We start from the raw sequence: 24,886 nt of genomic DNA on the forward strand, positions 1-24,886 counted from the left end.
GAAACCTGCCCACCAATATAAAAAAGGCCCGGAAACTTCCGGGCCTTTTTCTTGTCGATAGGTCTTGTGCGGCTTAGCGCTTGTCGACCGGAACGAACGGACGTTCTGCAACACCGGTAAACAGCTGACGCGGACGACCGATTTTCTGAGACGGATCTTCGATCATCTCTTTCCACTGGGAAATCCAGCCAACGGTACGTGCGACTGCGAACAGCACGGTGAACATGCTGACCGGGATGCCCATCGCCTTGAAGATGATACCCGAATAGAAGTCGACATTCGGATAGAGTTTCTTCTCGATGAAGTACTCGTCTTCACGCGCGATGCGTTCCAGTTCCTGGGCAACGTCAAGCAGCGGATCCTGAATGTTGAGTTCCTTGAGAACTTCGTGACAGGTTTCCTGCATGACCTTGGCGCGCGGATCGTAGTTTTTATAAACGCGGTGACCAAAGCCCATCAGACGGAACGGATCGTTCTTGTCTTTTGCTTTTGCAACGAATTCCGGAATGTTTTTCACATCGCCGATTTCGTTCAGCATTTTCAGAACGGCTTCGTTCGCGCCGCCATGTGCCGGACCCCAGAGGGACGCGATACCAGCCGCAATACACGCGAACGGGTTGGCACCCGACGAACCGGCCAGGCGCACGGTCGAGGTCGAAGCATTCTGTTCGTGGTCAGCATGCAGGATCAAAATACGATCCATTGCCTTGGCCAGAACCGGATTGACTTCATAGTCTTCACACGGGTTGCCGAACATCATCTGCAGGAAGTTTTCTGCATAACCAAGTTTGTTGTTCGGGTAACGGAACGGCTGACCAATCGAATACTTGTAGGCCATCGCAGCGATCGTCGGCATTTTCGCAATCAGGCGATAAGCCGAAATCATGCGCTGCTGCGGATCATTGATGTCGGTGCTGTCATGATAGAAAGCAGACATCGCACCGATAACACCAACCATGATAGCCATCGGATGCGCATCACGGCGGAAGCCGTTATAGAAATTGCGCATCTGTTCGTGGACCATGGTGTGCATGGTAATGTCGTTTTCGAACTGGCTTTTCTCGGTGGCGTTCGGCAGCTCACCATAAAGCAGCAGATGGCAGACTTCGAGGAAGTCGGCGTTTTCTGCAAGTTCGTCAATTGCATAACCGCGGTGACGAAGGATACCAACGTCGCCATCAATATAGGTCAGTTCGGACTGGCAGGAGCCGGTCGAAGTGAAGCCCGGGTCATAAGTGAAATATCCAGTTTCAGCATAGAGCTTGCGAATGTCGATGACAGACGGGCCTACGCTACCTTCAAGCACCGGCATCTCGAACGACTTGCCAGAAGCATTGTCGGTCAGGGTCACGGTGTGGGAAGTCTTGGAATTAGATGCCATGACTATTTTTCCTTCCCTGTTTGAACGAACACGGTTTCAAGTTGGGTGCAGCATAATGCTGCGGCGCACAAAGCGCAAACGGCTTAATTGTTTTTCTTTATTCGCTGTTGTTATGCATCAAAATGGCGAATGCGTTTCAGCGTTTGTGTTTTGCCAAGCACAATCATTACTTCGAAAATGCCTGGGGAAGAGTTGGAGCCTGTAAGCACCGCCCGCAAGGGCTGCGCAACTTTGCCAAGCTTTAACTCGAACTTCTCGGCGATGGCACGAACACTTGCGTCAACGTCCTCTTCAGTCCAGCTATCAAGCGCTTCAAGACTGTTGGCCAGTTCCTTGAACAGACCTTCAGGTGCACCATCAATCAGGGACTGGGCTTTCTCGTTAAATGACAGTACGCCATCGGTAACATAGAAGGCCGAAGAGTCGGCGAGCTCGGTGAGAGTCTTGGCCCTTTCTTTAAGGCCTGACATGCCGTTGATCAAGATTTCTTTTTGCGATGCATCAAGACTGTCGACGCCAATCTGCTTGGCGATCAGCGGTGCGATCTCGTCTGCAAGGCGGTTGTCATCGGCCTGACGCAGGTAGATACCATTCAGGTTGGTCAGCTTCGCGAAATCAAAGCGCGCCGCACCTTTGCCGACATCGGTAATGTCAAACCATTCAATTGCCTGCTCGGTTGAGATAACCTCATCATCACCATGGCCCCAGCCAAGACGCAGAAGATAGTTATTGATCGCTTCGGGCAGGAAGCCCATTTCATCGCGATAGGCGTCTACACCAAGCGCACCATGACGTTTGGACAGTTTCGCCCCGTCCGGCCCATGGATAAGCGGGATATGCGCAAAGGTCGGAACGTCCCAACCCATTGCGTCATAAATGACTTTTTGGCGGAACGCGTTGGTCAGATGGTCATCGCCACGGATAACGTTGGTCACACCCATGTCATGGTCATCAACCACGACTGACAGCATATAGGTCGGCGTGCCATCACCGCGCAGGATTACGTAATCATCAAGCTGTTCGTTACCGACACGAACTTCACCCTGTACCTGATCATTGATGATCGCACCGCCTTCCTGCGGGGCTTTCACACGCACGACCGGTTTGACACCTTCGGGTGCTTCGGATGCATCACGGTCACGCCAGGTGCCGTCATACTTCATCGGGCGGCCTTCAGCGCGGGCTTTTTCGCGCATGGTCGTCAGCTCTTCTTGCGAGCAATAACAGTAATAGGCTTTACCGGCATCAAGGAGCTGCTGGGCGACTTCTGCGTGGCGGTCGCGACGAGAAAACTGGAAAGTCGGTTCTTCGTCCGCGCTCAGGCCAAGCCAGTTCAAGCCGTCAAAAATGGCATCAACTGCCTCGGGCGTTGAACGTTCACGGTCGGTATCCTCGATCCGGAGCAGGAACTTGCCGCCGGTATGTTTGGCATAAAGCCAGTTATATAGTGCGGTGCGTGCGCCGCCGATATGTAGAAACCCGGTCGGAGACGGGGCAAAACGGGTAACAACCGTCATTCAATCTATCCGTTATTTGGATGTTGTCGCTTGTCCTGGGGACTTTTGGCGTGCAGGCTATAACACAAATGACACGCTGTTGCACCACAGCGGATGTTAGATAGAAATAATGCGGCAGGCGGGCTATTGGACATTCGTCGTAGGGCGGCAGGCAAAATTGAATTAAAACAAATGGTTGTGAGTGTTCTCTCGCAAACTAATTTTGTTGTTACAAGCCAAAGAAATAAGTGGTTCCTGTCTTCGGTTATATTCTTTGGGTTGGGATGTGCCGGGTATTTCTTGCTTCCAGCGCGTATCGGACTTGGACAAATCGGTCTTTCCGTGATTCTGTTATGCTGCGCGTTCTGGATGTCGCGGCGCATAGCCGTTCTGGCATTTGTATTTCAATTGCTTGCCAGCTTGGCTTTCGGGGCTCTGACAAGTGCGGTTCATACCGAACTCGGCCCCGATGATATTCCAACCAAAACTCTGTACGCGACGGAGGTCACCGGCACCATTATCGGGCTGGAACCACGCAACGGACGTATCCGGGCCACTGTGCGCCCCTCTGAAATCGAAGGCATTCCAAAGGATCATCTGAACTGGAATGTCAGGCTCAGCTTTCTTGGGGACAGTGTTCTTGCCATTGGCGATCAGGTCCGTGCAAGCGCGCGTCTCTTTCCATTGCGCCCGCCATCCGTGCCCGGTGATCCCGATTTTTCACGCAATCTTTATTTCAGCGATATTGGCGCATCCGGGTTTGTGTTCGGTCGGCAATTTGAGACTTTTAAAGATGGTAAAGTAAATAATAACAATGCGTTGATTTCGGAAGTTGAAAGTGCGCGTCAATATATTTCGGCCGCCATCAGCGACGCAATGAGCGGGCCGGAAACCGGAATTGCCAAGGCGCTCATTATCGGCGAGCGCGGTGAAGTGACGTCCCAAATTGCCGATAACCTTCGAAAGTCCGGCCTTGCGCATCTGTTGGCGATTTCCGGTCTGCATATGGGATTGCTCTGCGGGACGGTGTTTTTCCTGATCCGTTTCGGGCTGGCCGCCATTCCAGCGATTGCCCTGCGTTATCCGATCAAGAAATGGGCCGCAATGGGCGCGATGCTGGCGGGGCTTGTTTATCTGGGATTGTCCGGGGCAACCATCCCGACCCAGCGCGCCTTTGTCATGTTGCTCGTTGTATGGTTGGCGTTGCTCTTGGATCGCCGCGCCATATCACTCCGTCTGGTCGGGGTGGCAGCCATTGTGGTGCTGGTCTTGCGGCCCGATGCGGTGCTGGGGGCAAGTTTCCAGTTATCCTTTGCTGCTGTTGGCGCGCTTGTCGCCTTTTATGACGGGCCGGGGCGTCACTGGCTGGATCGACAGGGGATGTTGTCCTGGTATCAGCGTGCGGGCCTTTATCTGGCTGGTTTGCTCCTGACCAGTCTGATTGTCACGGCCGTGACCGCACCGATCATCGGCTATCATTTCGGGCGGATCTCGATGCTGGGGATATTTGCCAATCTGGTGGCCATTCCGGTGATGGCGTTTTGGGTAATGCCGTGGATTGTGATCACACTTGCACTCATCCCGTTCGGGCTTTCAGGCTTGTCTCTGGCGGCAATGAAACCGGGATTGACCATCCTTCTGGAAACCGCTGATCTGGTCGCGGCACAGGACTGGGGGCTTTGGTATGTTTCCGGTCTTGATATGCTTGCCGTCGCGCTTGCATCTCTGGCGCTGGCATGGATCATCATCTGGCGCGACAAGGCGATGATTTTACCCGTAATGCCGGTGATCTTGGCTGCTATTGTTTTTCAGGTGATGCATGACGAGCCTGAAGTTCTGATCTCTGGTGATCGCGAAAGCTGGGCGGTTTATGATCCGGATGCGGAAATCCTGCATGTTTCGCGCGGGCTACGGGGTTTTCAAAAAGACATCTGGATGAGCCGCTTTGGCATTCGACCGGAACAGGCAAAAAGCCGCGTAAAAGCCTGCGAAACGGACCCGTGCTATCTGAGCCTAACCTCGGACGGAATACCCTCACGGATTATTCTGGCAAGCAACATTGCCAACCCGTTTTATGCCTGTCGCAATGCAGATATCGTTGTAAACCAACAGACAGATCTGCCGACCATCTGTCAGGAGGCCGGTGTGCGTCTTGTTGTTGATGACGATGTGCTGTGGTGGCAGGGTGGTGCGGCAATCAAGTTACCGGCCACTGCGGTCAAGCAGCCCACAATCAAAACCGTGTGTGAAGACAGTGGCAATTGGCCGTGGATCATCATTGGTGGCAGCGCAGGGCGCTAGGCATCGGCCCCAGTCATAACTATTCGAAAACAAAACGCCCGGGCAAAAGCACCGGGCGTTTGATCTTCAGAATGCGGGCAGGAAATCAGTACTGACGCAGCAGCCCGACCAGACGACCCTGAATTTGCACCCGGTCCGGTGACAGGGCACGGGTTTCATAGCGCGCATTGGCCGGTTCCAGCAGAACTTCGCCACGGCCACGTTTAAGGCGCTTCAGGGTGGCTTCGGCGTCATCAACAAGGGCGACAACAATGGTGCCATCATGGGCCTGTTCGCAACGCTGGATCAGGACCGTATCACCATCAAGAATGCCAGCCTCAACCATGGAATCACCCGAAACTTCAAGCGCGTAGTGATCACCGGTGCCAAGCAAGGCCGCCGGGACCTGTACCATGGTGCTTTGATCGCGAAGCGCCTCGATCGGCGTACCCGCAGCAATCCGCCCATAAAGCGGCAGTCCAATGGATTCCCCGGCTTCGGAAAAGGCGGTTGGCACGGTGGCGGGCCGGTGCGGGGCCTTTCGCGCACTGGCGATTGAGGTCACGTTGTTGGGCGTTTCCGGCCCGTCATCTTCATTGTTTTCAGGCAGACGCACCACTTCAAGTGCGCGGGCACGATGGGCGAGGCGGCGTATGAAACCGCGTTCCTCAAGGCCCGTAATCAGGCGATGAATGCCGGATTTGGATTTAAGGTTCAGGGCCTCTTTCATTTCATCGAAAGAGGGCGAAATCCCGTGATCGCGAAGGTAATTGTCTATGTAGACCAGCAACTCATATTGCTTGCGCGTCAGCATGATATTTCCCGAACCTGTAAAAAGAACAAAAAGGATACATAAATGTTCTACTTTAGTTCTTTTCGTGGGTCAAGCGGGTCCGTGCGATTAAAAACCAAAATTGAATAATCGCGGCGTTCATTCAAAAAATGTGAATAATAGGCGGTCGTTCAGGGCAATGCGCTAGTCTGCGGTGAAGGTCCCCGACTTGCCACCTTCTTTCCGGGTGACCCGTAAATCGGTAATCCTCATACTTTTATCAACCGCCTTGCACATGTCAAAAACCGTCAGCGCAGAAACCGAGGCCGCGGTGAGGGCTTCCATCTCGACACCGGTCTTGCCGGTTGTCTTGCAGGTGGCGGTGATATCGACCGCATCGGCATCTTCTGCAAGTTCCAGATCGACCGTGACCGAGGTCAGGGGCAGGGGATGACAGAGCGGGATCAGGTCGGGGGTCTTTTTCGCCCCCATGATTCCGGCCAATTGGGCGATGCCAAGAACATCACCCTTTTTATGACCGCGATCCGCAATCAGCTTGGCGGTTTCCGACGACATCAGAACCCGGGCCTTGGCAATCGCGATGCGTGCGGTTTCCGACTTGGCCGAAATATCGACCATGACGGCATTGCCACCGGCATCAATATGGGAAAGCTTGTCTGCCATTCGTTCTGTCCGATCCCAAGTCGTGTTCTGTCTTCAGGCTGCGAGGCCCAGAAGGTTGCGGGTGGCGGTTGTGACGTCGTCCTGACGCATCAGGCTTTCACCGATCAGGAAGCACTGCGCACCAACCTTTGCCATGCGGGCCAGGTCATCCGGGGTAAACAGGCCGCTTTCGGCCACCAGCAAACGATCATCACCGACCATGGCTGCCAGTTCCTCGGTCGTGGTGAGGGATGTTTCCATGGTCTTGAGGTTGCGGTTATTAATGCCCAGCAAACGCGATTTGAGTTTCAGCGCGCGTTCGAGTTCCGGGGCATTGTGCACCTCGATCAGGACATCCATGCCAAGGCTGTGCGCGGCATCTTCAAGCTCAGACGCCAAGCTATCTTCAAGAGCTGCCATGATCAGAAGGATGCAATCAGCCCCCAAGGCACGCGCCTCGGTCACCTGATAGGGGTCCACCATGAAGTCCTTGCGCAGGGCCGGAAGGTCGACCGCCGCGCGGGCAGCGACCAGATAGCTGTCATCGCCTTGGAAATAGGGAATGTCAGTCAGAACCGACAGGCAGCTTGCCCCGCCGGCCTTATAGGCCTTGGCCAGTTCCGGCGGATTGAAGTCCGGGCGAATTAGCCCCTTGGACGGTGATGCCTTCTTGATTTCGGCGATCAGGCCATAGCGGCCATCGGCAACACTGGTTTCAAGGGCCGCGATAAAGCCGCGCGGGGCGAATTGTGTCTTTGCCTCGGCCTCAAGGGTAGCAAGGGACGTGCGCGCCTTGCAGGCCGCGACATGTTCGCGCTTGTCGTTGCAGATCTTGGTCAGTACGTCGCTCACGCCGGGTTTCCTTCGTTGGTGATCGCTACAAGGCCCTGCAGGGTTTCGGCAGCCTTGCCGCTATCAATGGCATCAGACGCCTTGTTGATGCCATCTGCAAGATCACTGGCAATGCCGGTGACCACAAGTGCCGCCCCGGCATTCATCAGAACGATATCGCGGTACGGGCCTTTCTGTGCGGCCAGCAGATCAAGAATGGCCTTGGCATTGACATCGGCATCGCCGCCCTTGAGGTCATCAAGGGTCGCAGTTTCAAGACCGAAATCGCTTGGCGAGATTTCAAACGTGGTAACCTTGCCGTCCTTGACCTCGGCGACATGGGTCGGCCCGGTGGTCGAGATTTCATCAAGGCCGCTATGGCCATGCACAACCCATGCATGGACCGAGCCCAAACGGTTCAGGACATGGGCAATCGGTTCAACCCACTGTTTGGCAAAAACACCAAGAACCTGGCGTTTGGTCTTGGCCGGGTTGGCCAGAGGACCGAGCAGGTTAAAGATCGTGCGCGTGCCCATTTCAACACGGGTCGGCATGACGTGGCGCATGGCCGAATGGTGGCGGGTTGCCATCATGAAGCAAAGATTGATGTCGCGAAGCGCCTTTTCAAGAAGCTTCATATCCGCATCAAGATTGACACCAAGCGCCATCAAAACATCGGCAGAACCGGATTTGGATGAAGCCGCACGGTTGCCGTGTTTTGCAACGGTGGCACCCGCGGCGGCTGCGACAATCGCAGCCCCGGTCGAAATGTTATAGGTGCCGCTGCCATCACCACCGGTACCGCAGGTATCGACCGCGTTTTCCGGGGCGATAATGCCGGTTGCCTTTTCACGCATGACACGTGCGGCGCCTGTGATTTCATCAATGGTTTCACCGCGAAGGCGCAAGCCCATCAGGAAAGCCCCCATCTGCGATGGCGTTGCCTGACCCGACATCAGCACGTTAAAGGCCACTTCGGCCATGCTTTCGCTCAGTTTCTCGCCATCTGCGACTTTGGCCAAAATAGGCTTCATATCATGATCAGTCGACATCGGGTCTTCCTTGGTTGCGGTCCAGCGCCGGTCAGGCACCGGTATAGTCGATAAAATTCTTAAGCAATGCGTGACCATGTTCCGAAGCGATGCTTTCGGGATGGAACTGGACACCATGAATTTGATGGGTTTTATGACGAACGCCCATAATCAGACCATCTCCGCTTTGGGCGGTGATTTCAAGGCTATCGGGCAAAGTTTCGCGCTCAATCACCAATGAATGATAACGGGTGGCTTCAAACGGGCTTGGCAGGCCGGCAAAAACGCTGGTGCCCGAATGGGTCATCGCATCGGTCTTGCCATGCATGCATTCGGGCGCACGGATGACCTTGCCACCAAAGGCCTGACCGATTGATTGATGACCAAGACACACCCCAAGCAGTTTGACCGTGCCCGCCGCAGCCTTGATCAGATCAAGGCAGATACCGGCTCGTTCCGGGTCACAGGGACCGGGCGAAATCACAATGCCTTCGGGATTGAGCGCCATGGCCGCATCCACGCTGATCTCATCATTGCGGCGCACTTCGACCTCGGGGCCGAGTTCGCGCAGATAGTGCCACAAATTGAATGTGAAACTGTCGTAATTGTCGATGAGGAGATACATCAGAAAGCGGGCTCATGCACATTAAGGTCGGCAGAGAATAAACGCCATTGTCGCTACGTCAAGCAGAAGCAGAGCAAGGCTTTTTTCGCTTTCGGCGCGTCCGTGATCGCGTGAGGGGTAATCCTTTAACCGTGCGCTAACCAGAGACGTTTTAAAAAGATTAAAATCATGCCGACAAGATCGGTGTATAATCACCATATGGGAAGCGGTTGTTCAGTGAACGAAACAGCCGCTACGAGCATCCCAGCAAACGAATACTGGAGACCACAGCGTGGCACGCCGGGCAACCCGGGCAACGACCGCCAAACGTAAGAAGGCGGCACCCAAGAAATCCTCTCGTAAGAAGACCGCCCCGAAAAAGAAAACGGGTGGTATTGGACGTCTGATGCTGGGCGGGGCTTTTGTCGCGGGTACATTGTCGGCGATTATTGCGGTCGGCAGCATGCTTGAGCTTGATCGTGCCTCGGACGAATTTGGCCGTGCAGCGGATCAAAGCGCACCGAACTATGCCCTGGCCGAGCCGGAACCCACCCCGATGCTGCGCAAGGATTACAAGCTTTCAGATAAGGCTTCGGTCTCGGAACGTGGACGCACCGGGTATCTGGTCAGCGACAATGGCGAACCGGCATCAGAGGATGTGCAAGAGAGGACAGGCGGGTTATCGGACTTTGTAACCTCTCCGGCGTCACGCAAGCCAAAACGGGATGAAGACATTCTTCCGGGTGATAGTGGCAATGATGGTCCTGCAAGCGCGGTCGCGTCAGCAGATCAGCCTTGGCGGAAATATGCCGCACTCACACAGGATACCGGCGACAAACCAGTGATCGCGATTGTGATTGATGATGCCGGTCTGGATCAGCCACGCACGGCGCGCACGGTTGAACTGCCGGGGCCAATTACGATTTCATATCTGCCCTATGCCCGGGATTTGCAGGCACAGGTCAATGCCGCGCGCAATGCCGGGCACGAAGTGATGCTGCATATGCCGATGGAACCGTCATCGGCCACGATTGATCCGGGACCGCATGCCTTGCTGGCGCGCTATGATCGTCAGAAAATCCTTAATGAGATGACCTGGATGCTGGATCGTTTTGATGGCTATGTCGGTGTGAACAACCACATGGGCAGCAAGTTTACCGCCGACCCGGAGCGCATGCGTGTTGTCATGGAAGTCATGAAATCACGCGGCCTGATGTTCCTTGATAGCCGCACCAGCGCAGACTCGGTCGGCTATTCAACGGCAAGCAGCTTTGGCGTTCCGGCAATCACGCGCGACATCTTTATTGATGATGCCGATGATGCGGCCAAGATCGCCGATATGCTGGCCCGCACCGAGAATGTCGCGCGCAAGCAGGGATTTGCCATCGCCATCGGCCATCCACGCGATCTGACGATTGGCGCGCTTAGAAAATGGATCCCGGAAATTCAGGCCAAGGGCTTTGTGCTGGTGCCGATTACGGATGTTTTGCGCCGGTCGATGCAAAGTGTGACGGGGTAGGGTTCGCTGACGGACATGAATAAAGGGCTGCAGTTATCCTGCAGCCCTTTTTGTTTGCGCGATACGAGATCAGGCAAACCGATGGGCCTCGCGGGCAGCGGCCATGAGCGCGCCAGCCTTGTTCTGGCATTCCTTGTGTTCAAGTTCCGGTTTGCTGTCGACGACGACACCGGCACCGGCCTGAATGTGGATTTTCTCGTCCTTGATGACGGCGGTGCGGAGCGCAATGCAGGTATCCATCGAACCGTCGGCCGAGATATAGCCGATACAGCCGGCATAGATGCCACGCCGCACCGATTCAAGTTCATCAATGATTTCCATGGCGCGAACTTTGGGGGCCCCTGATACGGTTCCGGCCGGGAAGCCTGCCTTGAGTGCATCCATGGCGTCGTATTTGGTCTCGTCAATCTGTCCGACCACGTTAGAGACGATATGCATGACGTGCGAATAGTATTCGATCTGTTCGCGGTCGGTGACGCGCACGGTGCCCGGTTTGGAGACGCGCCCAACATCGTTGCGGCCAAGGTCCAGCAACATCAGATGTTCCGAGCGTTCCTTGGGATCATCCAGCAGGTCTTGCGCCATGATCTTGTCGTCATCGGGCGTTTTACCGCGCCGACGGGTTCCGGCAATCGGGCGAATTGTGACTTCGCCGTCGCGCAGGCGCACCAGGATTTCCGGGCTGGCACCGACGACCTGAAAACCACCGATATCCAGATAGAACATGAAGGGCGACGGATTGATCCGACGAAGCGCTCTGTAAAAGGCAAAGGGCGGGAGCTGATAGGGCAGCGTGTAGCGTTGCGACAGGACCACCTGAAAGATATCGCCCGCCCGGATATAGTCCTTGGCCTTTTCGACCATGTCATGGAACCCGGCCTCGGTCACGCTGACCTTTGGTTCGGGCAGGGTGTCGGGCACGGATTTGGAGCGACGGTCGATAAACAGGTTGCGTTGGAACTGCTGGACCACGTCATTGAGATGCGCGCAGGCCAGATCATAGGCTGCATCAGCCGAAATGCCGCTTTCCGGGCGCACTGGCGTCACCACGGTCACTGTGTCTTCGATGGTATCAAAACTTGCCGTCACAGTCGGGCGGATGAAGATGCCATCGGGAACGTCAAGCTCGTCCTTGTTGCTGTCTGGCAGCTTTTCCATCAGGCGGACGGTGTCATAGCCCATATAGCCGACCAGACCGGCGCTCATGGGCGGCAGGTTGTCGGGCAGTTCGATGTAGCTTTCGGCGATCAGTTTCTTGAGGCTATCAAGCGGGGCGTCGGCTTCTGCCACAAAGGCATCTGCATCGGCCATCGCACGACGATTGAGTTCGGCCTTGTCACCAAAACACCGCCAGATCAAATCGGGTTTGAGGCCGAGGAAGGAATACCGTCCACGAACGGATCCGCCTTCAACAGATTCAAGCAAATAGGTGTTTGGCATGCCTTCGGCGATCTTGAGAAAAGCCGAGACCGGCGTATCAAGATCGGCTGTCAGCGCGGTCCAGAGAACCTGCGAAATGCCGTTATCGTAGTTTTGCTTGAAACTGGTGAAATCCGGTTTGATTTCCATGGTCTGTCCGATGGTTGGGCTTGGCCGGGTTGGCTATGTCGTCTTCGAGATAGAAAAAGGGCGACCAGATTTTCCCGGTCGCCCTTGTTTGCCTATCAGTTTGCAGCGGTCGGCGTATAGAGCTCGTTGATCACGCTGTTATTCACACTGACCGAGATTTCCTCGTTCAGGTAGTTGAGATATTGCGCAAGGATGTCCTCGTTCAGGGCTTCCTTGAGCTCGTCATTTACCGGTTTGGCATCGGCCGTGTTGATGTCGGCGGCCTGAATGTCATCGAGCTTGACCAAGATGACGTCTTCGCCGGTCCGGATGGCTTTGGCATTGCCGTCCTCGAGGGTGAAGAGGGCCGCGGCAATTGCCGGGTTTACATCATCAGCAAGGCCACGGCCGGTACGACGGGTCATGCCGGTTTCGCGAACCGCGGTTGCGTCGTCGGCTGCAAGGGTTGCGATATCCGCGCCGGTATTGTTGATTTTGTCAGCCAGTTCTTCGGCCTTTTCCATCATCAGGCGCTGGCGTTCTTCGGCGGTCCATGCGGCGACAACTTCGTCGCGGACTTCGTCAAACGGACGCAGGGCCGACGGGGTTACGTTTTCAACACGAACGACATAGCGCGTACCCGAAGCGGTTTCTTCAAGGAAGCTTTCCTCGCCGTTCTCGAGTTCGAAGATCTTGGCGTTGATTTCTTCTGCGCCGTCAACGTTTTGACCAGCAAGCCCTTCGCCGCGAACAACACCGTCAAGCTTGTAGGTGCGTGCACCAACATCACGTGCGGCGTCTTCGATCGGGGTGCCAGCACCGAGTTCTTCGTCAAAAGTGGCGGCAAGATCATAGATCGCGTCTTCGGCTTTATACTGCTTAAGCCCGTCAACAATGATGTCACGTACTTCGTCAAGGCTTTGCGTGCTGCCCGGCGTCACGGACGGAACGCGGATAATGTGCCAGCCAAGGGCTGTTTCGACCGGCTCGGAGATGCCGCCTTCTTCAAGGGCAAAGGTGGCTTCGCTCAGGTCCGGCAAGATGTCATTGGCGGTGAATTCACCAAGTTTGACCATGGCTTCAGTCATGCCGGCATCTTCGGCAACCGCCATGAAGTCAGCACCTTCCGTCAGGCGGTTATAGGCTTCGCGCGCGGTCTGTTCTTCGTTCGGGGCAAACAGGATTTGCTCGACCGTACGTTTTTCCGGGGTCTGGAATTCCGGTTCGCGCTGCGCATAGGACTGTGCGATTTCTTCCTCGGTCACGGTGATGGTCTGGACCAGGTCAGCCGCACTTAGTGTTGCCAGCGTGACATCGCGGCTTTCAGGTGCTGTGAACTGTGCGGCGTTATCTTCGTGATAGGCCCGAAGGGTTGCGTCATTGGCGACCGGGATGTTGGCAAACTCGTCCTTGCTTAGCGCAAAGAAAGACCCGCTGCGCTGTTCATTGCGATAGGCAACGATTTGACGCGCCATGATGTCCGGGACGGTGGCAGGGCTGGTCAGGCTGTCAACGACCTGCTGGCTCATCATGTCACCACGCACACCATTGATGAATTCGTTTTCGGTGTAGCCTGCCTGATAAAGCGCCTGCATGAAGCGGTCACGGCTGAACTGGCCGGTGGCCGGGTCCTTGAAGCTGTCAGACGAGAAGATCTGTTCGCGGACTTTATCGTCGCTGATGCCGATGCCGATATTCTTGGCATCTTCACGCAGGATCTTCTGGGATACGAGCGACTGCACCGTATTGTTCAGGAGGCCCATCTGGATGGCCTGCTGCTGGTTAAAGTTCGGTCCGAACATGTTTCGCATATTCTGGACGCTGCGCTGGAAGGCGCGGTCCAGTTCGACCGGGGTGATTCTTTGGCTGCCGATTTCGGCAACTTCACGCGAGGTGCCCAGATTGAGCATCGATGCGTTCAGGCCCCAGATCACGAAGCTCAGTGCAATCACGCCGAAGATGATCTTGGCGAAGATTGATTTCGAAAATGTGCGAATGCCAGCAAGCATATGATAAGCCTAACAATCCGTGGTTTGACGCCAAAATCAGGCTTTGGCGTCGTTTCATTATGATCGTTCGGGCGCATCGGCCCGAGCAAATTTGCCGCGCATCTTAATGGCGAGTGTTATCAGCGGCAACAGGCGATTGTATCGAAGATGACAGGGATCACATCTTAAATATACCAACAGGCGTCTTCGGGTACTTGGCCCCGGTGGACTGACATGCTAAAACCCGCGTCGAAACAGGTCCTGTAACAAATCGTAACGGCTGCAAAGCTTTTGTGATCATTTTGATACAAGGACAATATGTGAACCTGATCAGCACGAGGTACCTCTCATGACCCAACGCCGTCCCCTGATTGCCGGAAACTGGAAAATGAACTGTTTGCGCGCAGATGGTCTTGCGCTGGCATCTGGCTTGGCGGCAAAGGCGTCTGAGAGAGGATCGCTTGGTTGTGATGTTCTGGTTTGTCCGCCGGCGACACTTTTGTCCGAGGCGGTCGGTGTGACCAAGGACAGCCCAGTCGCGGTCGGTGGCCAGGATTGCCATGCGGCAATTTCGGGGGCGCATACCGGTGATCTGGCGGCCCCGATGCTTGCCGATATTGGCGCGCAATATGTTTTGGTCGGGCATTCCGAACGTCGTGCCGATCATGGTGAAAGCTCTACCGATATTCGCAAAAAGGCGATTGCGGCCCATGATGCCGGTTTGATCGCGGTGGTTTGCGTTGGTGAAACCGAAGAAGAGCGCGATCTTGGCGCGACGTTGCCAGTGGTGAACGGGCAGGTGGCTGTATCGCTTCCCGATGGGGCGAATGCCAAAAATACGGTTGTCGCCTATGAGCCGGTCTGGGCCATCGGTACAGGCCGCACGGCAAGTGTTGAAGAAGTCGCCGAAGTTCATGCTGCAATCCGCGCAGGTCTGATGGCACGGTTTGAGGATGGCGATCAGTTCCGAATTCTGTATGGTGGTTCGGTCAAGCCGTCGAATGCTTCGGAATTGATGGCTGTCGAAGATGTCGATGGCGCACTTGTTGGCGGGGCGAGCCTCAAGGTTGAAGATTTCTGGCAGATTATTGAATCTTGTGCCTAACGGACTGCGGTGCAGATTTTGTTTAATATGCTCTAGCCAACAGCCATAAAACGCGTTAAATACGCATCAAATTTATGCCCGATCCGGGCCGAATTGCGTTTGGATCGGTAGATTAGGACAAGAGTTTCGACACCATGCAAACAGTCATTCTGGTAATCCACCTTCTTCTTGCGCTCGGCCTTATTGCCGTGATTCTCGTGCAGCGCAGCGAGGGCGGTGGGCTTGGTATCGGCGGTAACAGCGGCGGTGGCGGCGGAGGCGGCGGCTTCGGCGTGATGAGTTCACGCGGCGCTGCGAACCTGCTGACCCGTACCACTGCGATTCTGGCAGGCGCATTCATGATCACCAGCATCATCCTTGCCCTTCAGTCGAACACCCATACCCAGCCGGCCTCGATCCTTGATCAGGCACCGGCACCGGCGGTCACTGAGCCCGCCGAGGATACCGGGCCCGCGGCTCCGACCCGATAAAAAATAAACCGACGACATGAGGCGGCAAACTTGCCGCCTCAATTTTTGATTGTTGTATTCCACGGTTCGTGATGCACTAAACGGCATTGAACCGAGGCTTTGTGCTTTGAGATGAGGCAAAGAAATGACTCGTTATATCTTTATTACCGGTGGCGTTGTTTCTTCGCTGGGCAAAGGTCTGGCTTCCGCTGCTTTGGGTGCGTCCCTGCAGGCACGCGGCTTTACAGTTCGTCTGCGTAAGCTTGATCCGTATATCAACGTCGATCCGGGCACCATGAGCCCGTACCAGCATGGCGAATGCTATGTGACCGAAGACGGGGCCGAGACCGACCTTGACCTTGGTCACTATGAACGCTTTACCGGTGTGTCTTCGCGCCGTTCCGATAACGTTACCACTGGTCGTATCTATTCCAACGTGATCGCGCGGGAACGTCGCGGCGATTACCTTGGCGGGACTGTGCAGGTCATTCCGCACATCACCGATGCGATCAAGGAATTCGTGATGTCCGATGCGACCGAGGATTTCGTCCTGGTCGAGATCGGCGGCACGGTAGGGGATATCGAAAGCCTTCCGTTCCTTGAAGCCATCCGTCAGATGGGCAACGACCTTGGTGATGGCCGGGCATTGTTCATGCACCTGACGCTTGTGCCTTATATTTCCTCGGCCGGCGAGCTTAAAACCAAGCCGACCCAGCACTCCGTCAAGGAATTGCAGAGTGTCGGTATTCAGCCTGACATTCTTCTGTGCCGTTGTGATCGTGAAATTCCGATCAATGAACGCCGCAAGATCGCACGTTTCTGCAACGTCCGTGAAGCAGCGGTTATTCCGGCCTATGACGTTGACAATATCTATCAGGTGCCGATCAGCTATCACCAGTATGGCCTGGATAACGAAGTGCTCCATCACTTTGGCCTGCAGGCGCAGGAACCGGATCTGCAGCCGTGGGAAGATATCTGCAACACCATCCGTAACCCGGAAGGCGAGGTTACCATCGGTATCGTTGGTAAATACATCCAGCTTCCTGATGCCTATAAATCGCTGACCGAAGCTCTGACCCATGGCGGTATTGCCAACAAGGTGCGTGTCAATCTGGAATGGATTGCGTCTGACGCGCTTGAAAAAGAAGGCAACGTCAACGAAATCCTGTCCAAGCTTGATGCCATCATGGTACCGGGCGGCTTTGGCGAACGTGGCGCAGAAGGCAAGATTGCCGCAGCCCGTTATGCCCGCGAAAACAAGGTTCCGTATTTCGGGATTTGCTTTGGCATGCAGATGGCCGTTCTTGAGGCGGCCCGTAACCTTGCGGGGCTCAAGGATGCGTCGTCGTCCGAATTCGGCCCGACCAAGACACCGCTTGTCGGCCTGATGACCGAATGGGCGAAGGATGGCGGCTCGGTTGAGCGTCGCTCGGATGATGATGATCTCGGCGGCACCATGCGCCTTGGCAATTATGAGTGCAAGCTGGTTGACGGTACGCATGCGCGCGACATCTATGGCAGTGAAACCGTTCTTGAACGTCACCGCCATCGCTACGAGGTGAACGTCAACTTCATGGGCCAGCTTGAGGAAAAAGGACTGAAATTCTCGGGCCTGTCGCCGGATGGTCGTTTGCCGGAAATCGTAGAATATCCGGATCATCCGTGGTTCATAGGCGTTCAGTTCCACCCGGAACTGCGTTCGCGCCCGCTGGATCCGCATCCGCTGTTTGTTTCCTATATCAAGGCGGCCAAAGAACGTAGCCGTCTGGTGTGATCGTGGCGGTTTGACCGCTAAAACAAACAGCCTAGAAGTGATCGACTGAAAGTCATTGCAATGACCAACATTAAAACTGTCAAAGTCGGCAATATCGAAATCGCCAACGACAAGCCGTTTGCCGTTCTGGCTGGCCCGTGCGCGATCGAAAGTCGCCAGCACGCTTTGGAAATGGCCGCAGCCCTCAAGGAACTGTCCGAGGGGCTTGGCATCGGGCTTGTTTACAAAAGCTCGTTTGATAAGGCCAACCGGACCAGCACGACGTCTAAGCGTGGTGTCGGTCTGACCGAGGGGCTTGATATCCTGGCCGAGGTCAAGGAAACCACGGGCCTTCCGATTGTGACCGACGTGCATCTGCCCGATCAGTGTGCGGCCGTTGGCGAAGTTGCCGATATCCTGCAGATCCCGGCATTCCTGTGCCGTCAGGCGGATCTGTTGCAGGCCGCTGGCAAGACCGGGCGTGTGGTCAATGTCAAAAAGGGCCAGTTCCTGGCACCTTGGGACATGGCCAATGTGGCCAACAATCTGGCTGCGACCGGCAATGACAATATTATGCTCTGTGACCGTGGGACCAGCTTTGGCTATAACACGCTCGTCACGGACTTCCGTGGACTTCCCACCATGGCCCGGCAGGGCTATCCGGTTGTCTTCGATGCGACCCATTCGGTTCAGCAACCGGGCGGACAGGGCACCTCTTCAGGTGGTCAGCGCGAATTCGCGCCTGTTCTGGCCCGCGCGGCCGTTGCGGTTGGCATCGCGGCACTGTTTATCGAAACCCACGATAACCCGGCGACGGCCATCTCCGATGGCCCGAACCAGATCCCGTTGAACAAACTTCCCGAAGTTCTTTCGGTTCTGATGGAACTGGACAAAGTGGCAAAAGCCAATCCGGTCCGTCTGGACATGTTTGACGCATAATATCAAATGCCGCCAGTCAGTGATTGCCGGCATTCTTTTTTGCTGCAACCTGCATGCCTGAGAAACAGGTATGGTTCCTACCAGTGAGGAGAACGTTTCTGTCATGACCGCTATTATTGATGTTCGCGGCCGCGAAATCCTTGACAGCCGTGGTAACCCGACGGTCGAAGTTGATGTCACCCTGGAGAATGGCGCCTTTGGTCGTGCTGCCGTTCCGTCGGGCGCATCCACCGGTGCACACGAAGCCGTCGAACTGCGCGACAAGGAAGACCGCTATCTTGGCAAGGGGGTGACCAAGGCGGTCGCATCGGTCAACGGTGAGATTTTTGAGGCGCTGGCTGGCATGGATGCCGAAGACCAGCTTGCCATCGACAATGTCATGATCGAGCTTGATGGCACCGAAAACAAAGGCCGTCTGGGTGCAAACGCCATTCTGGGCGTGTCGCTGGCAACGGCCAAGGCCGCCGCCGAAGACGCGGGTCTTCCGCTTTATCGTTATGTTGGCGGCGCCTTTGCCCGCACACTGCCGGTTCCGATGATGAACATCATCAATGGCGGCGAACATGCCGACAACCCGATTGATGTTCAGGAATTCATGGTAATGCCGGTGTCGGCAGAAACCGGATCGGATGCCATTCGCATGGGTGCGGAAATCTTCCATAACCTGAAAAAGGCCCTGTCAGCAGATGGCCTGAACACCAACGTTGGTGACGAGGGTGGCTTTGCGCCGAACATCGCATCGACCGAAGCTGCCATCAGCTATGTCATGAAGTCGATCGAAGCAGCTGGCTATCGGCCGGAAGAAGACGTTGTGCTGGCCCTTGATGCGGCATCGACCGAGTTCTTCAAGGACGGCAAGTATGTTCTGGCCGGTGAAGGAAAGACCCTTGATCCGAGCGAGATGGTCAAATACTGGGCCGATCTTGTGGGCAAATACCCGATCTTCTCCATCGAAGACGGCATGGCCGAAGACGATTGGGACGGCTGGGCAGAACTGACGTCTGCCATTGGCGCGAAAACCCAGCTGGTCGGTGATGACCTGTTTGTCACCAACCCGAAACGTCTGGCCGATGGCATCAAGAAGGGTGTCGCCAACTCGATCCTGGTCAAGGTCAACCAGATCGGCACGCTGTCGGAAACCCTTGAAGCGGTCGAGATGGCCCACCGTGCCGGTTACACCGCCGTTATGTCACACCGTTCGGGCGAAACCGAAGACGCGACCATTGCCGATCTGGCGGTTGCCACCAACTGTGGTCAGATCAAAACCGGTTCGCTGTCGCGTTCGGACCGCATGGCAAAATACAACCAGCTGATCCGCATCGAAGAGCTTCTTGATGCCGGTGCCTACTTCCCGGGTCGTTCGATCCTGAAGTAACAGCAAACACACAATTCGATGTGTCAGCAGGCCGCTTTCCGAAGGGAAGGCGGCCTGTTTTGTTTCCGGAACGGGGCAATAAATTCGAATATCAGGATTAGCGGATTGACCGTAATCGCATCAGTTTGCGCTGATGGTTTAACTCTATTTTTACCCGGTTATGCGCAAGGTGAGGGGTAATGTTACCGGGCTTCTCGCTATGTTTGATGGTAAGTCACTGTCAAGCAAGGGAAATAACGCATGCAGTTTTTGCGTTGTGAACCCGGAATGGTCTGTTTTGTCGCCAAAACGCACAAATGTGCAAGGGGCATAGGGTAAATGTCGTCCAACTCACCGGTTTTTCGTCGCCTTAAGCAGGCCGTTGCACCGGTTATCGCATTTACAGTCATGGCATATTTCATCTTCCACAGCGTGGAAGGGGAGCGTGGCCTGCTGACCTATTGGTCGATGCAAGACAGGGTGCGCGAGATTGCCAATGTGCTCGAAGAAACGACCGCGCAGCGAAAGGCACTTGAACAGCACGTTATTTCGTTGCGTGCGACCCACCTTGATCCGGACCTGCTTGACGAGCGCGCACGCGCAATGCTCAATGCAGCGCATCCGGATGATTTGATCATTTTCCATCACGACGGCTACGGTGATCTTGCGGTGATGACGGCAGACGCCAATTGACCGTGTCGCGCATGACTGTTGTTTGACGTCTGGCGTGCAAAAGAATCCGAGTGCGACCAATTGATGTTTCAAGCGCAACTTCGCGTCCTGGTCAGTCTTATAAAATGTCCTTGGGCAGAAATTCTTGGTTGTGAATTGCGTTCAGTAATGTGCCTAACCGGGTAAGTCGTTGTTTAAACTGACTTATGGTTTAAGCCAGTTTTCCGGTCATCCTAGTAGAGGTCGTTGATAAGCAATGCATTCTTGCAGTTGTTTTCCATTGTGCGCTGCTATGCGGAATTATCCTCACGAAAGCATAGCATTTGTGACGTGTGGGAATGAAAGGGTTTTAAGGCATTGCCCCAAGTCGCTGAAAAATCTGTATCTCTGCAAAAACACGTAAAGTTACAAATTAACCATAATGTGGTTTATTTGTGATTGTGCGTTGCAAAACAACAGTTTAATCGAAGTTAGATTGCTTGCCCTTGTGGTCTGTTTTAGGTAGTCATTTCGGTGGTCCAGTACCGAATTAAGCACTCATACATGATGCTTAAGCGATAGCCATCCACCGGGAGGAAACATGGCGACCACACCAAAACGCAAACGCGGCACGACGCGCGCTGACAATCAGGCGAGCAGTGACGATCTCCTCAAATATTACCGTGAAATGCTTCTGATCCGTCGCTTTGAAGAAAAAGCCGGTCAGCTGTATGGCATGGGTCTCATCGGTGGTTTCTGCCACCTTTATATCGGGCAGGAAGCCGTCGTTGTCGGCATGCAGGCTGCTGCATCGGACGAAGACGGTGTTATCACCAGCTATCGTGACCACGGCCATATGCTTGCAACAGGCATGGATCCGGCTGGTGTCATGGCCGAACTGACGGGCCGCGAAGGCGGGTATTCCCGCGGTAAGGGCGGCTCGATGCACATGTTCTCCAAGGAAAAGAACTTCTATGGTGGCCATGGCATCGTGGGTGCGCAGGTTCCGCTTGGAACCGGTATTGCCTTTAATTACAAATATCGCGGTGAGAACAGGGTCTGCATGACCTATCTTGGTGACGGTGCCGTCAACCAGGGTCAGGTCTATGAAGCCTTCAATATGGCAGCCCTTTGGGAACTGCCGGTGATTTACTGCATCGAGAACAACCAGTATGCGATGGGCACCTCGACCAAGCGTCACTCGTCCAGCCCGGACCTGTATGAACGCGGCAAGGCCTATGGCATTCCGGGTGAGCAGGTTGACGGCATGGATGTTCTGGCGGTCAAAGCTGCCGGGGAACGTGCTGTGGAACATTGCCGTTCTGGCAAGGGGCCATACATCCTTGAACTGAAAACCTATCGTTATCGCGGTCATTCCATGTCCGACCCGGCGAAGTACCGTACCAAGGACGAGCTCGACAAAATGCGTAAAGAGCACGATCCGATCGATATGGTCAAAAAACTCCTGATCGACGGCAACATCGTTGATGAAGCCGGTCTGAAAGACATCGACAAGGAAGTTAAGGCCGAAGTCGCAAAAGCGGCCGAGTTCGCGCAAAACAGCCCGGAGCCGGATGTTTCCGAACTGTTTACCGACATTCTGATCGACGCGTGATCGCAGAGACTGCGAACCGCTTTTGAACGATATTTCCCGGGAGAGAGGGAACAATGCCGATTGAAGTTTTGATGCCGGCCCTGTCGCCGACCATGACCGAAGGCACACTTGCCAAATGGAACGTCAAGGAAGGCGACACTGTCGCATCCGGTGACGTGATCGCAGAAATCGAGACCGACAAAGCCACGATGGAAGTCGAGGCCGTTGACGAGGGTACCATTGGTAAACTTGTCATCGATGCCGGTACCGAGAATGTCGCGGTCAACCAGGTGATCGCCTATATCCTTGAAGAAGACGAAGACGCGTCAGCACTTGATAACGTCTCTGCGTCCTCTGAACCCAAGAAAAATGCCGAACCGGCAAAAGAAGATGACTCTTCCAAAGAAGAATCATCGGACAAGGCCCCGGCATCCGCATCGTCTAACGCTGCACCGGTTTCTGCCAGTGGTGCGATTGAACGTTCAGAAGCTGAGCCGCGCGCAATGAGCGTGATGAACAGCACCCAGGACGAAAAGACCTATACCAGCTTTAAAACCCAGACCGTGCGTGAAGCCCTGCGTGATGCAATGGCCGAAGAAATGCGCACTGACGAAAACGTCTTCGTCATGGGTGAAGAAGTTGCACAGTACGAAGGGGCCTATAAGGTTACCCAGGGACTGCTTGATGAATTCGGTGACAAGCGTGTGATCGATACCCCGATCACCGAGCACGGCTTCACCGGCCTTGCAACCGGTTCGGCCTTTATGGGGCTTAAGCCTGTTCTGGAATTCATGACCTTTAACTTCGCAATGCAGGCGATTGACCAGATCATCAACTCTGCTGCGAAGACACTGTACATGTCCGGTGGCCAGCTTGGTTGCCCGATCGTGTTCCGTGGTCCGAACGGTGCCGCATCGCGCGTTGGTGCCCAGCACTCGCAGTGCTATGCATCCTGGTATGCACATTGCCCGGGCCTGAAAGTTGTCGCACCTTGGTCGGCAGCAGACGCGAAAGGCCTGCTTAAGGCTGCGATCCGCGACCCGAACCCGATTGTCTTCCTTGAAAACGAAATCATGTACGGTCAGAGCTTCGAAGTTCCTGACGACGAAGATTTCGTCCTGCCGATTGGTCAGGCCAAGATCGAGCGCGAAGGGACCGATGTTACCATCGTTGCTTTCTCGATCATGGTTGGCAAGGCGCTGAAAGCTGCCGAACAACTGGCGGAGCAGGGCATTTCGGCCGAAGTCATCAACCTGCGCACCATCCGTCCGCTGGACGTGAACACCATCGTGCGTTCGGTCATGAAGACCAACCGTCTGGTGACGGTCGAGGAAGGCTGGCACTTCTCGGGCATTGGTGCGGAAATCGCATCGGTTGCCATGGAACATGCATTTGATTACCTCGATGCACCGGTTGCGCGTGTCACCGGCGAAGATGTTCCGATGCCGTATGCAGCCAACCTTGAAAAGCTTGCGCTTGCGCAGGACAGCCACATCGTTGCCGCGGCCAAGGCCGTTTGCTATCGCTAAGTAAGACGGACAGGGGCAGGACGCGGGTCAAACCGCGCCGCCCCGTTACCGGGAGAATGCGTTCATGCCTGTAAAAGTATTGATGCCGGCCCTGTCGCCGACCATGACCGAAGGCACCTTGGCGAAATGGCACGTCAAGGAAGGCGACACCGTTGAGTCGGGTGACGTCATCGCCGAAATCGAAACCGATAAAGCCACGATGGAAGTCGAAGCCGTCGACGAAGGGAAAATCGGTAAAATCCTTGTTTCTGAAGGCAGCGAAAATGTTGCGGTGAATGAAGTCATCGCCCTGCTTTTGGAAGAAGACGAAGATGAAAGCGCGCTTGAGGGTGCGGATACCTCTGCTGCAAGCACTGGTGGCGGCGAAAGCGCGCCAGCCCAGGACGACGCCAAAGAGGAAAAAGCACCGGCTGCTGATGACAAACCGGCTGCATCAGGCGGTGACAAGCCAGCCCCGGCCGCACCGGTTTCCGGTGGTGAACGGATCAAGGCAAGCCCGCTTGCACGTCGTATTGCTGCAAATGAAGGTGTCGAGCTTTCCGGCATTTCCGGTTCGGGCCCGCGCGGTCGTATCGTGAAACGCGACATCGAAGCTGCTCTTTCGTCCAAACCAGCCGAAAAAGAAGCCGCTTCCGAAGAGAAGAAATCGGATGCCGCGCCAGCCGCCGCACCGGCCGCTTCGGGCTGGAACCCGGATCTTACGGGGCTTCCGGAATACGAAGAAATTCCGAACAGCGGTATGCGCAAAACCATCGCGCGCCGCCTGACCGAGTCCAAGCAACAAGTTCCGCACTTCTACCTGACGGTCGATTGCGAACTCGACAATCTGTTGGCAACTCGCAAGCAGCTGAATGAAAAAGCGGGCGAGGGTGTCAAGATTTCGGTCAATGACTTCGTCATCCGTGCGGTTTCTCTGGCGCTGAAAAAGGTCCCGGCTGCGAACTCCATCTGGACCGACAAGGCGACCCTGCAGTGCAAGAAACAGGATATCTCGGTGGCGGTTGCTATCGAAGGTGGCCTGATTACGCCTGTGGTCCGTGATGCCGGTTCGAAAGGCCTTGCTGAAATCTCATCGGAGATGAAGGCACTGGCTGGCAAGGCACGCGATGGCAAATTGAAGCCGGAAGATTATCAGGGCGGGACCTTCTCGGTATCCAACCTGGGCATGTTCGGCATCAAGGACTTCTCGGCGATCATCAATCCGCCGCAGGGCTGTATCCTTGCGATTGGTGCCGGTGAACAGCGCCCGGTCGTCAAGGACGGTGCACTGGCAATCGCCACTGTCATGACCTGCACGCTTTCTGTTGACCATCGTGCCGTCGATGGTGCAGTCGGTGCGGAATTCATGGCCGAATTCAAAAAGCTTATTGAAGATCCGCTGAGCATGTTGCTCTGAGGG

The 24,886-nt window shown here is 55.2% G+C and carries 20 protein-coding genes; 11 read left to right on the top strand and 9 right to left on the bottom strand.

Annotated features, from left to right (window positions below; translation table 11 throughout):
• Window positions 1–73 precede the first annotated feature (73 nt).
• Together AUQ43_RS03805 and gltX are read right to left on the bottom strand one after the other, a co-directional pair.
• A complete protein-coding gene (locus AUQ43_RS03805; protein ID WP_062954632.1) occupies window positions 74–1,381 on the bottom strand; it encodes a citrate synthase in 1,308 nt (435 codons plus the stop codon).
• A gap of 110 nt (window positions 1,382–1,491) precedes the next feature.
• On the bottom strand, window positions 1,492–2,898 hold the full coding sequence (gene gltX / locus AUQ43_RS03810; protein WP_062954634.1) for a glutamate--tRNA ligase: 1,407 nt from the start codon (window positions 2,896–2,898) through the stop codon (window positions 1,492–1,494).
• 171 nt (window positions 2,899–3,069) lie between these two features.
• On the opposite strand from gltX, the gene AUQ43_RS03815 reads away from it, so the two are divergent.
• Window positions 3,070–5,178, top strand: coding sequence for a ComEC/Rec2 family competence protein (locus AUQ43_RS03815; RefSeq protein WP_255356098.1), 2,109 nt, complete (start codon window positions 3,070–3,072; stop codon window positions 5,176–5,178).
• An 85-nt stretch (window positions 5,179–5,263) separates the two neighbouring features.
• On the opposite strand, the gene lexA is transcribed toward AUQ43_RS03815, so the two are convergent.
• From lexA to AUQ43_RS03840, 5 genes are all read right to left on the bottom strand, one after another.
• On the bottom strand, window positions 5,264–5,971 hold the full coding sequence (gene lexA / locus AUQ43_RS03820; protein WP_062954654.1) for a transcriptional repressor LexA: 708 nt from the start codon (window positions 5,969–5,971) through the stop codon (window positions 5,264–5,266).
• 162 nt (window positions 5,972–6,133) lie between these two features.
• Window positions 6,134–6,613, bottom strand: a complete 480-nt coding sequence (moaC, locus tag AUQ43_RS03825; RefSeq protein ID WP_062954661.1) for a cyclic pyranopterin monophosphate synthase MoaC — start codon at window positions 6,611–6,613, stop codon at window positions 6,134–6,136.
• A 33-nt stretch (window positions 6,614–6,646) separates the two neighbouring features.
• Window positions 6,647–7,444: an indole-3-glycerol phosphate synthase TrpC gene (trpC, locus tag AUQ43_RS03830; RefSeq protein WP_062954663.1), complete on the bottom strand. Its 798-nt coding sequence runs from the start codon at window positions 7,442–7,444 to the stop codon at window positions 6,647–6,649.
• Window positions 7,441–8,475 carry an anthranilate phosphoribosyltransferase gene (gene trpD / locus AUQ43_RS03835; protein ID WP_062955243.1) on the bottom strand — a complete coding sequence of 345 codons (1,035 nt, stop codon included), beginning with the start codon at window positions 8,473–8,475 and terminating at the stop codon, window positions 7,441–7,443. Before trpD ends, trpC begins: the two co-directional genes overlap by 4 nt.
• Window positions 8,476–8,506: 31 nt before the next feature.
• On the bottom strand, window positions 8,507–9,079 hold the full coding sequence (locus AUQ43_RS03840; RefSeq protein WP_062954665.1) for an aminodeoxychorismate/anthranilate synthase component II: 573 nt from the start codon (window positions 9,077–9,079) through the stop codon (window positions 8,507–8,509).
• 271 nt (window positions 9,080–9,350) lie between these two features.
• Here AUQ43_RS03840 and AUQ43_RS03845 point away from each other — a divergent pair, with 271 nt between their 5' ends.
• Entirely contained in the window at window positions 9,351–10,577 is a 1,227-nt protein-coding gene (locus AUQ43_RS03845; protein WP_062954667.1) for a divergent polysaccharide deacetylase family protein, read from the top strand.
• A 69-nt stretch (window positions 10,578–10,646) separates the two neighbouring features.
• On the opposite strand, the gene trpE is transcribed toward AUQ43_RS03845, so the two are convergent.
• A complete protein-coding gene (gene trpE, locus AUQ43_RS03850) occupies window positions 10,647–12,146 on the bottom strand; it encodes an anthranilate synthase component I (RefSeq protein ID WP_062954670.1) in 1,500 nt (499 codons plus the stop codon).
• Between the two features lie 95 nt (window positions 12,147–12,241).
• Window positions 12,242–14,134 (bottom strand): SurA N-terminal domain-containing protein, encoded by a 1,893-nt coding sequence (locus AUQ43_RS03855; protein ID WP_062954673.1) that lies wholly within the window; start codon window positions 14,132–14,134, stop codon window positions 12,242–12,244.
• Window positions 14,135–14,462: 328 nt separating this feature from the next.
• Between AUQ43_RS03855 and tpiA the strand changes: the two genes are divergently transcribed.
• From tpiA to AUQ43_RS03900, 9 genes are all read left to right on the top strand, one after another.
• The gene (gene tpiA, locus AUQ43_RS03860; protein WP_062954675.1) at window positions 14,463–15,218 is read left to right on the top strand and encodes a triose-phosphate isomerase; all 756 of its coding nucleotides are present in this window, start codon (window positions 14,463–14,465) and stop codon (window positions 15,216–15,218) included.
• Between the two features lie 134 nt (window positions 15,219–15,352).
• Window positions 15,353–15,688, top strand: a complete 336-nt coding sequence (gene secG / locus AUQ43_RS03865; RefSeq protein WP_062954677.1) for a preprotein translocase subunit SecG — start codon at window positions 15,353–15,355, stop codon at window positions 15,686–15,688.
• A gap of 124 nt (window positions 15,689–15,812) precedes the next feature.
• Window positions 15,813–17,441 carry a CTP synthase gene (locus AUQ43_RS03870; protein ID WP_062954679.1) on the top strand — a complete coding sequence of 543 codons (1,629 nt, stop codon included), beginning with the start codon at window positions 15,813–15,815 and terminating at the stop codon, window positions 17,439–17,441.
• A gap of 60 nt (window positions 17,442–17,501) precedes the next feature.
• The gene (gene kdsA / locus AUQ43_RS03875) at window positions 17,502–18,359 is read left to right on the top strand and encodes a 3-deoxy-8-phosphooctulonate synthase (RefSeq protein WP_062954681.1); all 858 of its coding nucleotides are present in this window, start codon (window positions 17,502–17,504) and stop codon (window positions 18,357–18,359) included.
• Window positions 18,360–18,462: 103 nt separating this feature from the next.
• Window positions 18,463–19,734: a phosphopyruvate hydratase gene (eno, locus tag AUQ43_RS03880; RefSeq protein WP_062955244.1), complete on the top strand. Its 1,272-nt coding sequence runs from the start codon at window positions 18,463–18,465 to the stop codon at window positions 19,732–19,734.
• A gap of 318 nt (window positions 19,735–20,052) precedes the next feature.
• Window positions 20,053–20,406 (top strand): septum formation initiator family protein, encoded by a 354-nt coding sequence (locus AUQ43_RS03885; RefSeq protein ID WP_062954683.1) that lies wholly within the window; start codon window positions 20,053–20,055, stop codon window positions 20,404–20,406.
• 559 nt (window positions 20,407–20,965) lie between these two features.
• Window positions 20,966–21,979, top strand: a complete 1,014-nt coding sequence (pdhA, locus tag AUQ43_RS03890; RefSeq protein WP_062954685.1) for a pyruvate dehydrogenase (acetyl-transferring) E1 component subunit alpha — start codon at window positions 20,966–20,968, stop codon at window positions 21,977–21,979.
• A gap of 53 nt (window positions 21,980–22,032) precedes the next feature.
• Window positions 22,033–23,487, top strand: coding sequence for a pyruvate dehydrogenase complex E1 component subunit beta (locus AUQ43_RS03895; protein WP_062954688.1), 1,455 nt, complete (start codon window positions 22,033–22,035; stop codon window positions 23,485–23,487).
• Between the two features lie 64 nt (window positions 23,488–23,551).
• A complete protein-coding gene (locus tag AUQ43_RS03900; RefSeq protein ID WP_062954690.1) occupies window positions 23,552–24,883 on the top strand; it encodes a pyruvate dehydrogenase complex dihydrolipoamide acetyltransferase in 1,332 nt (443 codons plus the stop codon).
• Window positions 24,884–24,886: the final 3 nt, after the last annotated feature.

It is taken from the genome of Thalassospira sp. MCCC 1A01148 (assembly GCF_001613795.1).
Taxonomy (GTDB): Bacteria; Pseudomonadota; Alphaproteobacteria; order Rhodospirillales; family Thalassospiraceae; genus Thalassospira.

Coding starts and splice junctions, on each gene's coding strand:
- AUQ43_RS03805 (WP_062954632.1), bottom strand. CDS start 1,381: ATGGCATCTAATTCCAAGACTTCCCACACCGTGACCCTGACCGACAAT.
- gltX (WP_062954634.1), bottom strand. CDS start 2,898: ATGACGGTTGTTACCCGTTTTGCCCCGTCTCCGACCGGGTTTCTACAT.
- AUQ43_RS03815 (WP_255356098.1), top strand. CDS start 3,070: ATGGTTGTGAGTGTTCTCTCGCAAACTAATTTTGTTGTTACAAGCCAA.
- lexA (WP_062954654.1), bottom strand. CDS start 5,971: ATGCTGACGCGCAAGCAATATGAGTTGCTGGTCTACATAGACAATTAC.
- moaC (WP_062954661.1), bottom strand. CDS start 6,613: ATGGCAGACAAGCTTTCCCATATTGATGCCGGTGGCAATGCCGTCATG.
- trpD (WP_062955243.1), bottom strand. CDS start 8,475: ATGTCGACTGATCATGATATGAAGCCTATTTTGGCCAAAGTCGCAGAT.
- AUQ43_RS03840 (WP_062954665.1), bottom strand. CDS start 9,079: ATGTATCTCCTCATCGACAATTACGACAGTTTCACATTCAATTTGTGG.
- trpE (WP_062954670.1), bottom strand. CDS start 12,146: ATGGAAATCAAACCGGATTTCACCAGTTTCAAGCAAAACTACGATAAC.
- AUQ43_RS03855 (WP_062954673.1), bottom strand. CDS start 14,134: ATGCTTGCTGGCATTCGCACATTTTCGAAATCAATCTTCGCCAAGATC.
- tpiA (WP_062954675.1), top strand. CDS start 14,463: ATGACCCAACGCCGTCCCCTGATTGCCGGAAACTGGAAAATGAACTGT.
- secG (WP_062954677.1), top strand. CDS start 15,353: ATGCAAACAGTCATTCTGGTAATCCACCTTCTTCTTGCGCTCGGCCTT.
- AUQ43_RS03870 (WP_062954679.1), top strand. CDS start 15,813: ATGACTCGTTATATCTTTATTACCGGTGGCGTTGTTTCTTCGCTGGGC.
- kdsA (WP_062954681.1), top strand. CDS start 17,502: ATGACCAACATTAAAACTGTCAAAGTCGGCAATATCGAAATCGCCAAC.
- eno (WP_062955244.1), top strand. CDS start 18,463: ATGACCGCTATTATTGATGTTCGCGGCCGCGAAATCCTTGACAGCCGT.
- AUQ43_RS03885 (WP_062954683.1), top strand. CDS start 20,053: ATGTCGTCCAACTCACCGGTTTTTCGTCGCCTTAAGCAGGCCGTTGCA.
- pdhA (WP_062954685.1), top strand. CDS start 20,966: ATGGCGACCACACCAAAACGCAAACGCGGCACGACGCGCGCTGACAAT.
- AUQ43_RS03895 (WP_062954688.1), top strand. CDS start 22,033: ATGCCGATTGAAGTTTTGATGCCGGCCCTGTCGCCGACCATGACCGAA.
- AUQ43_RS03900 (WP_062954690.1), top strand. CDS start 23,552: ATGCCTGTAAAAGTATTGATGCCGGCCCTGTCGCCGACCATGACCGAA.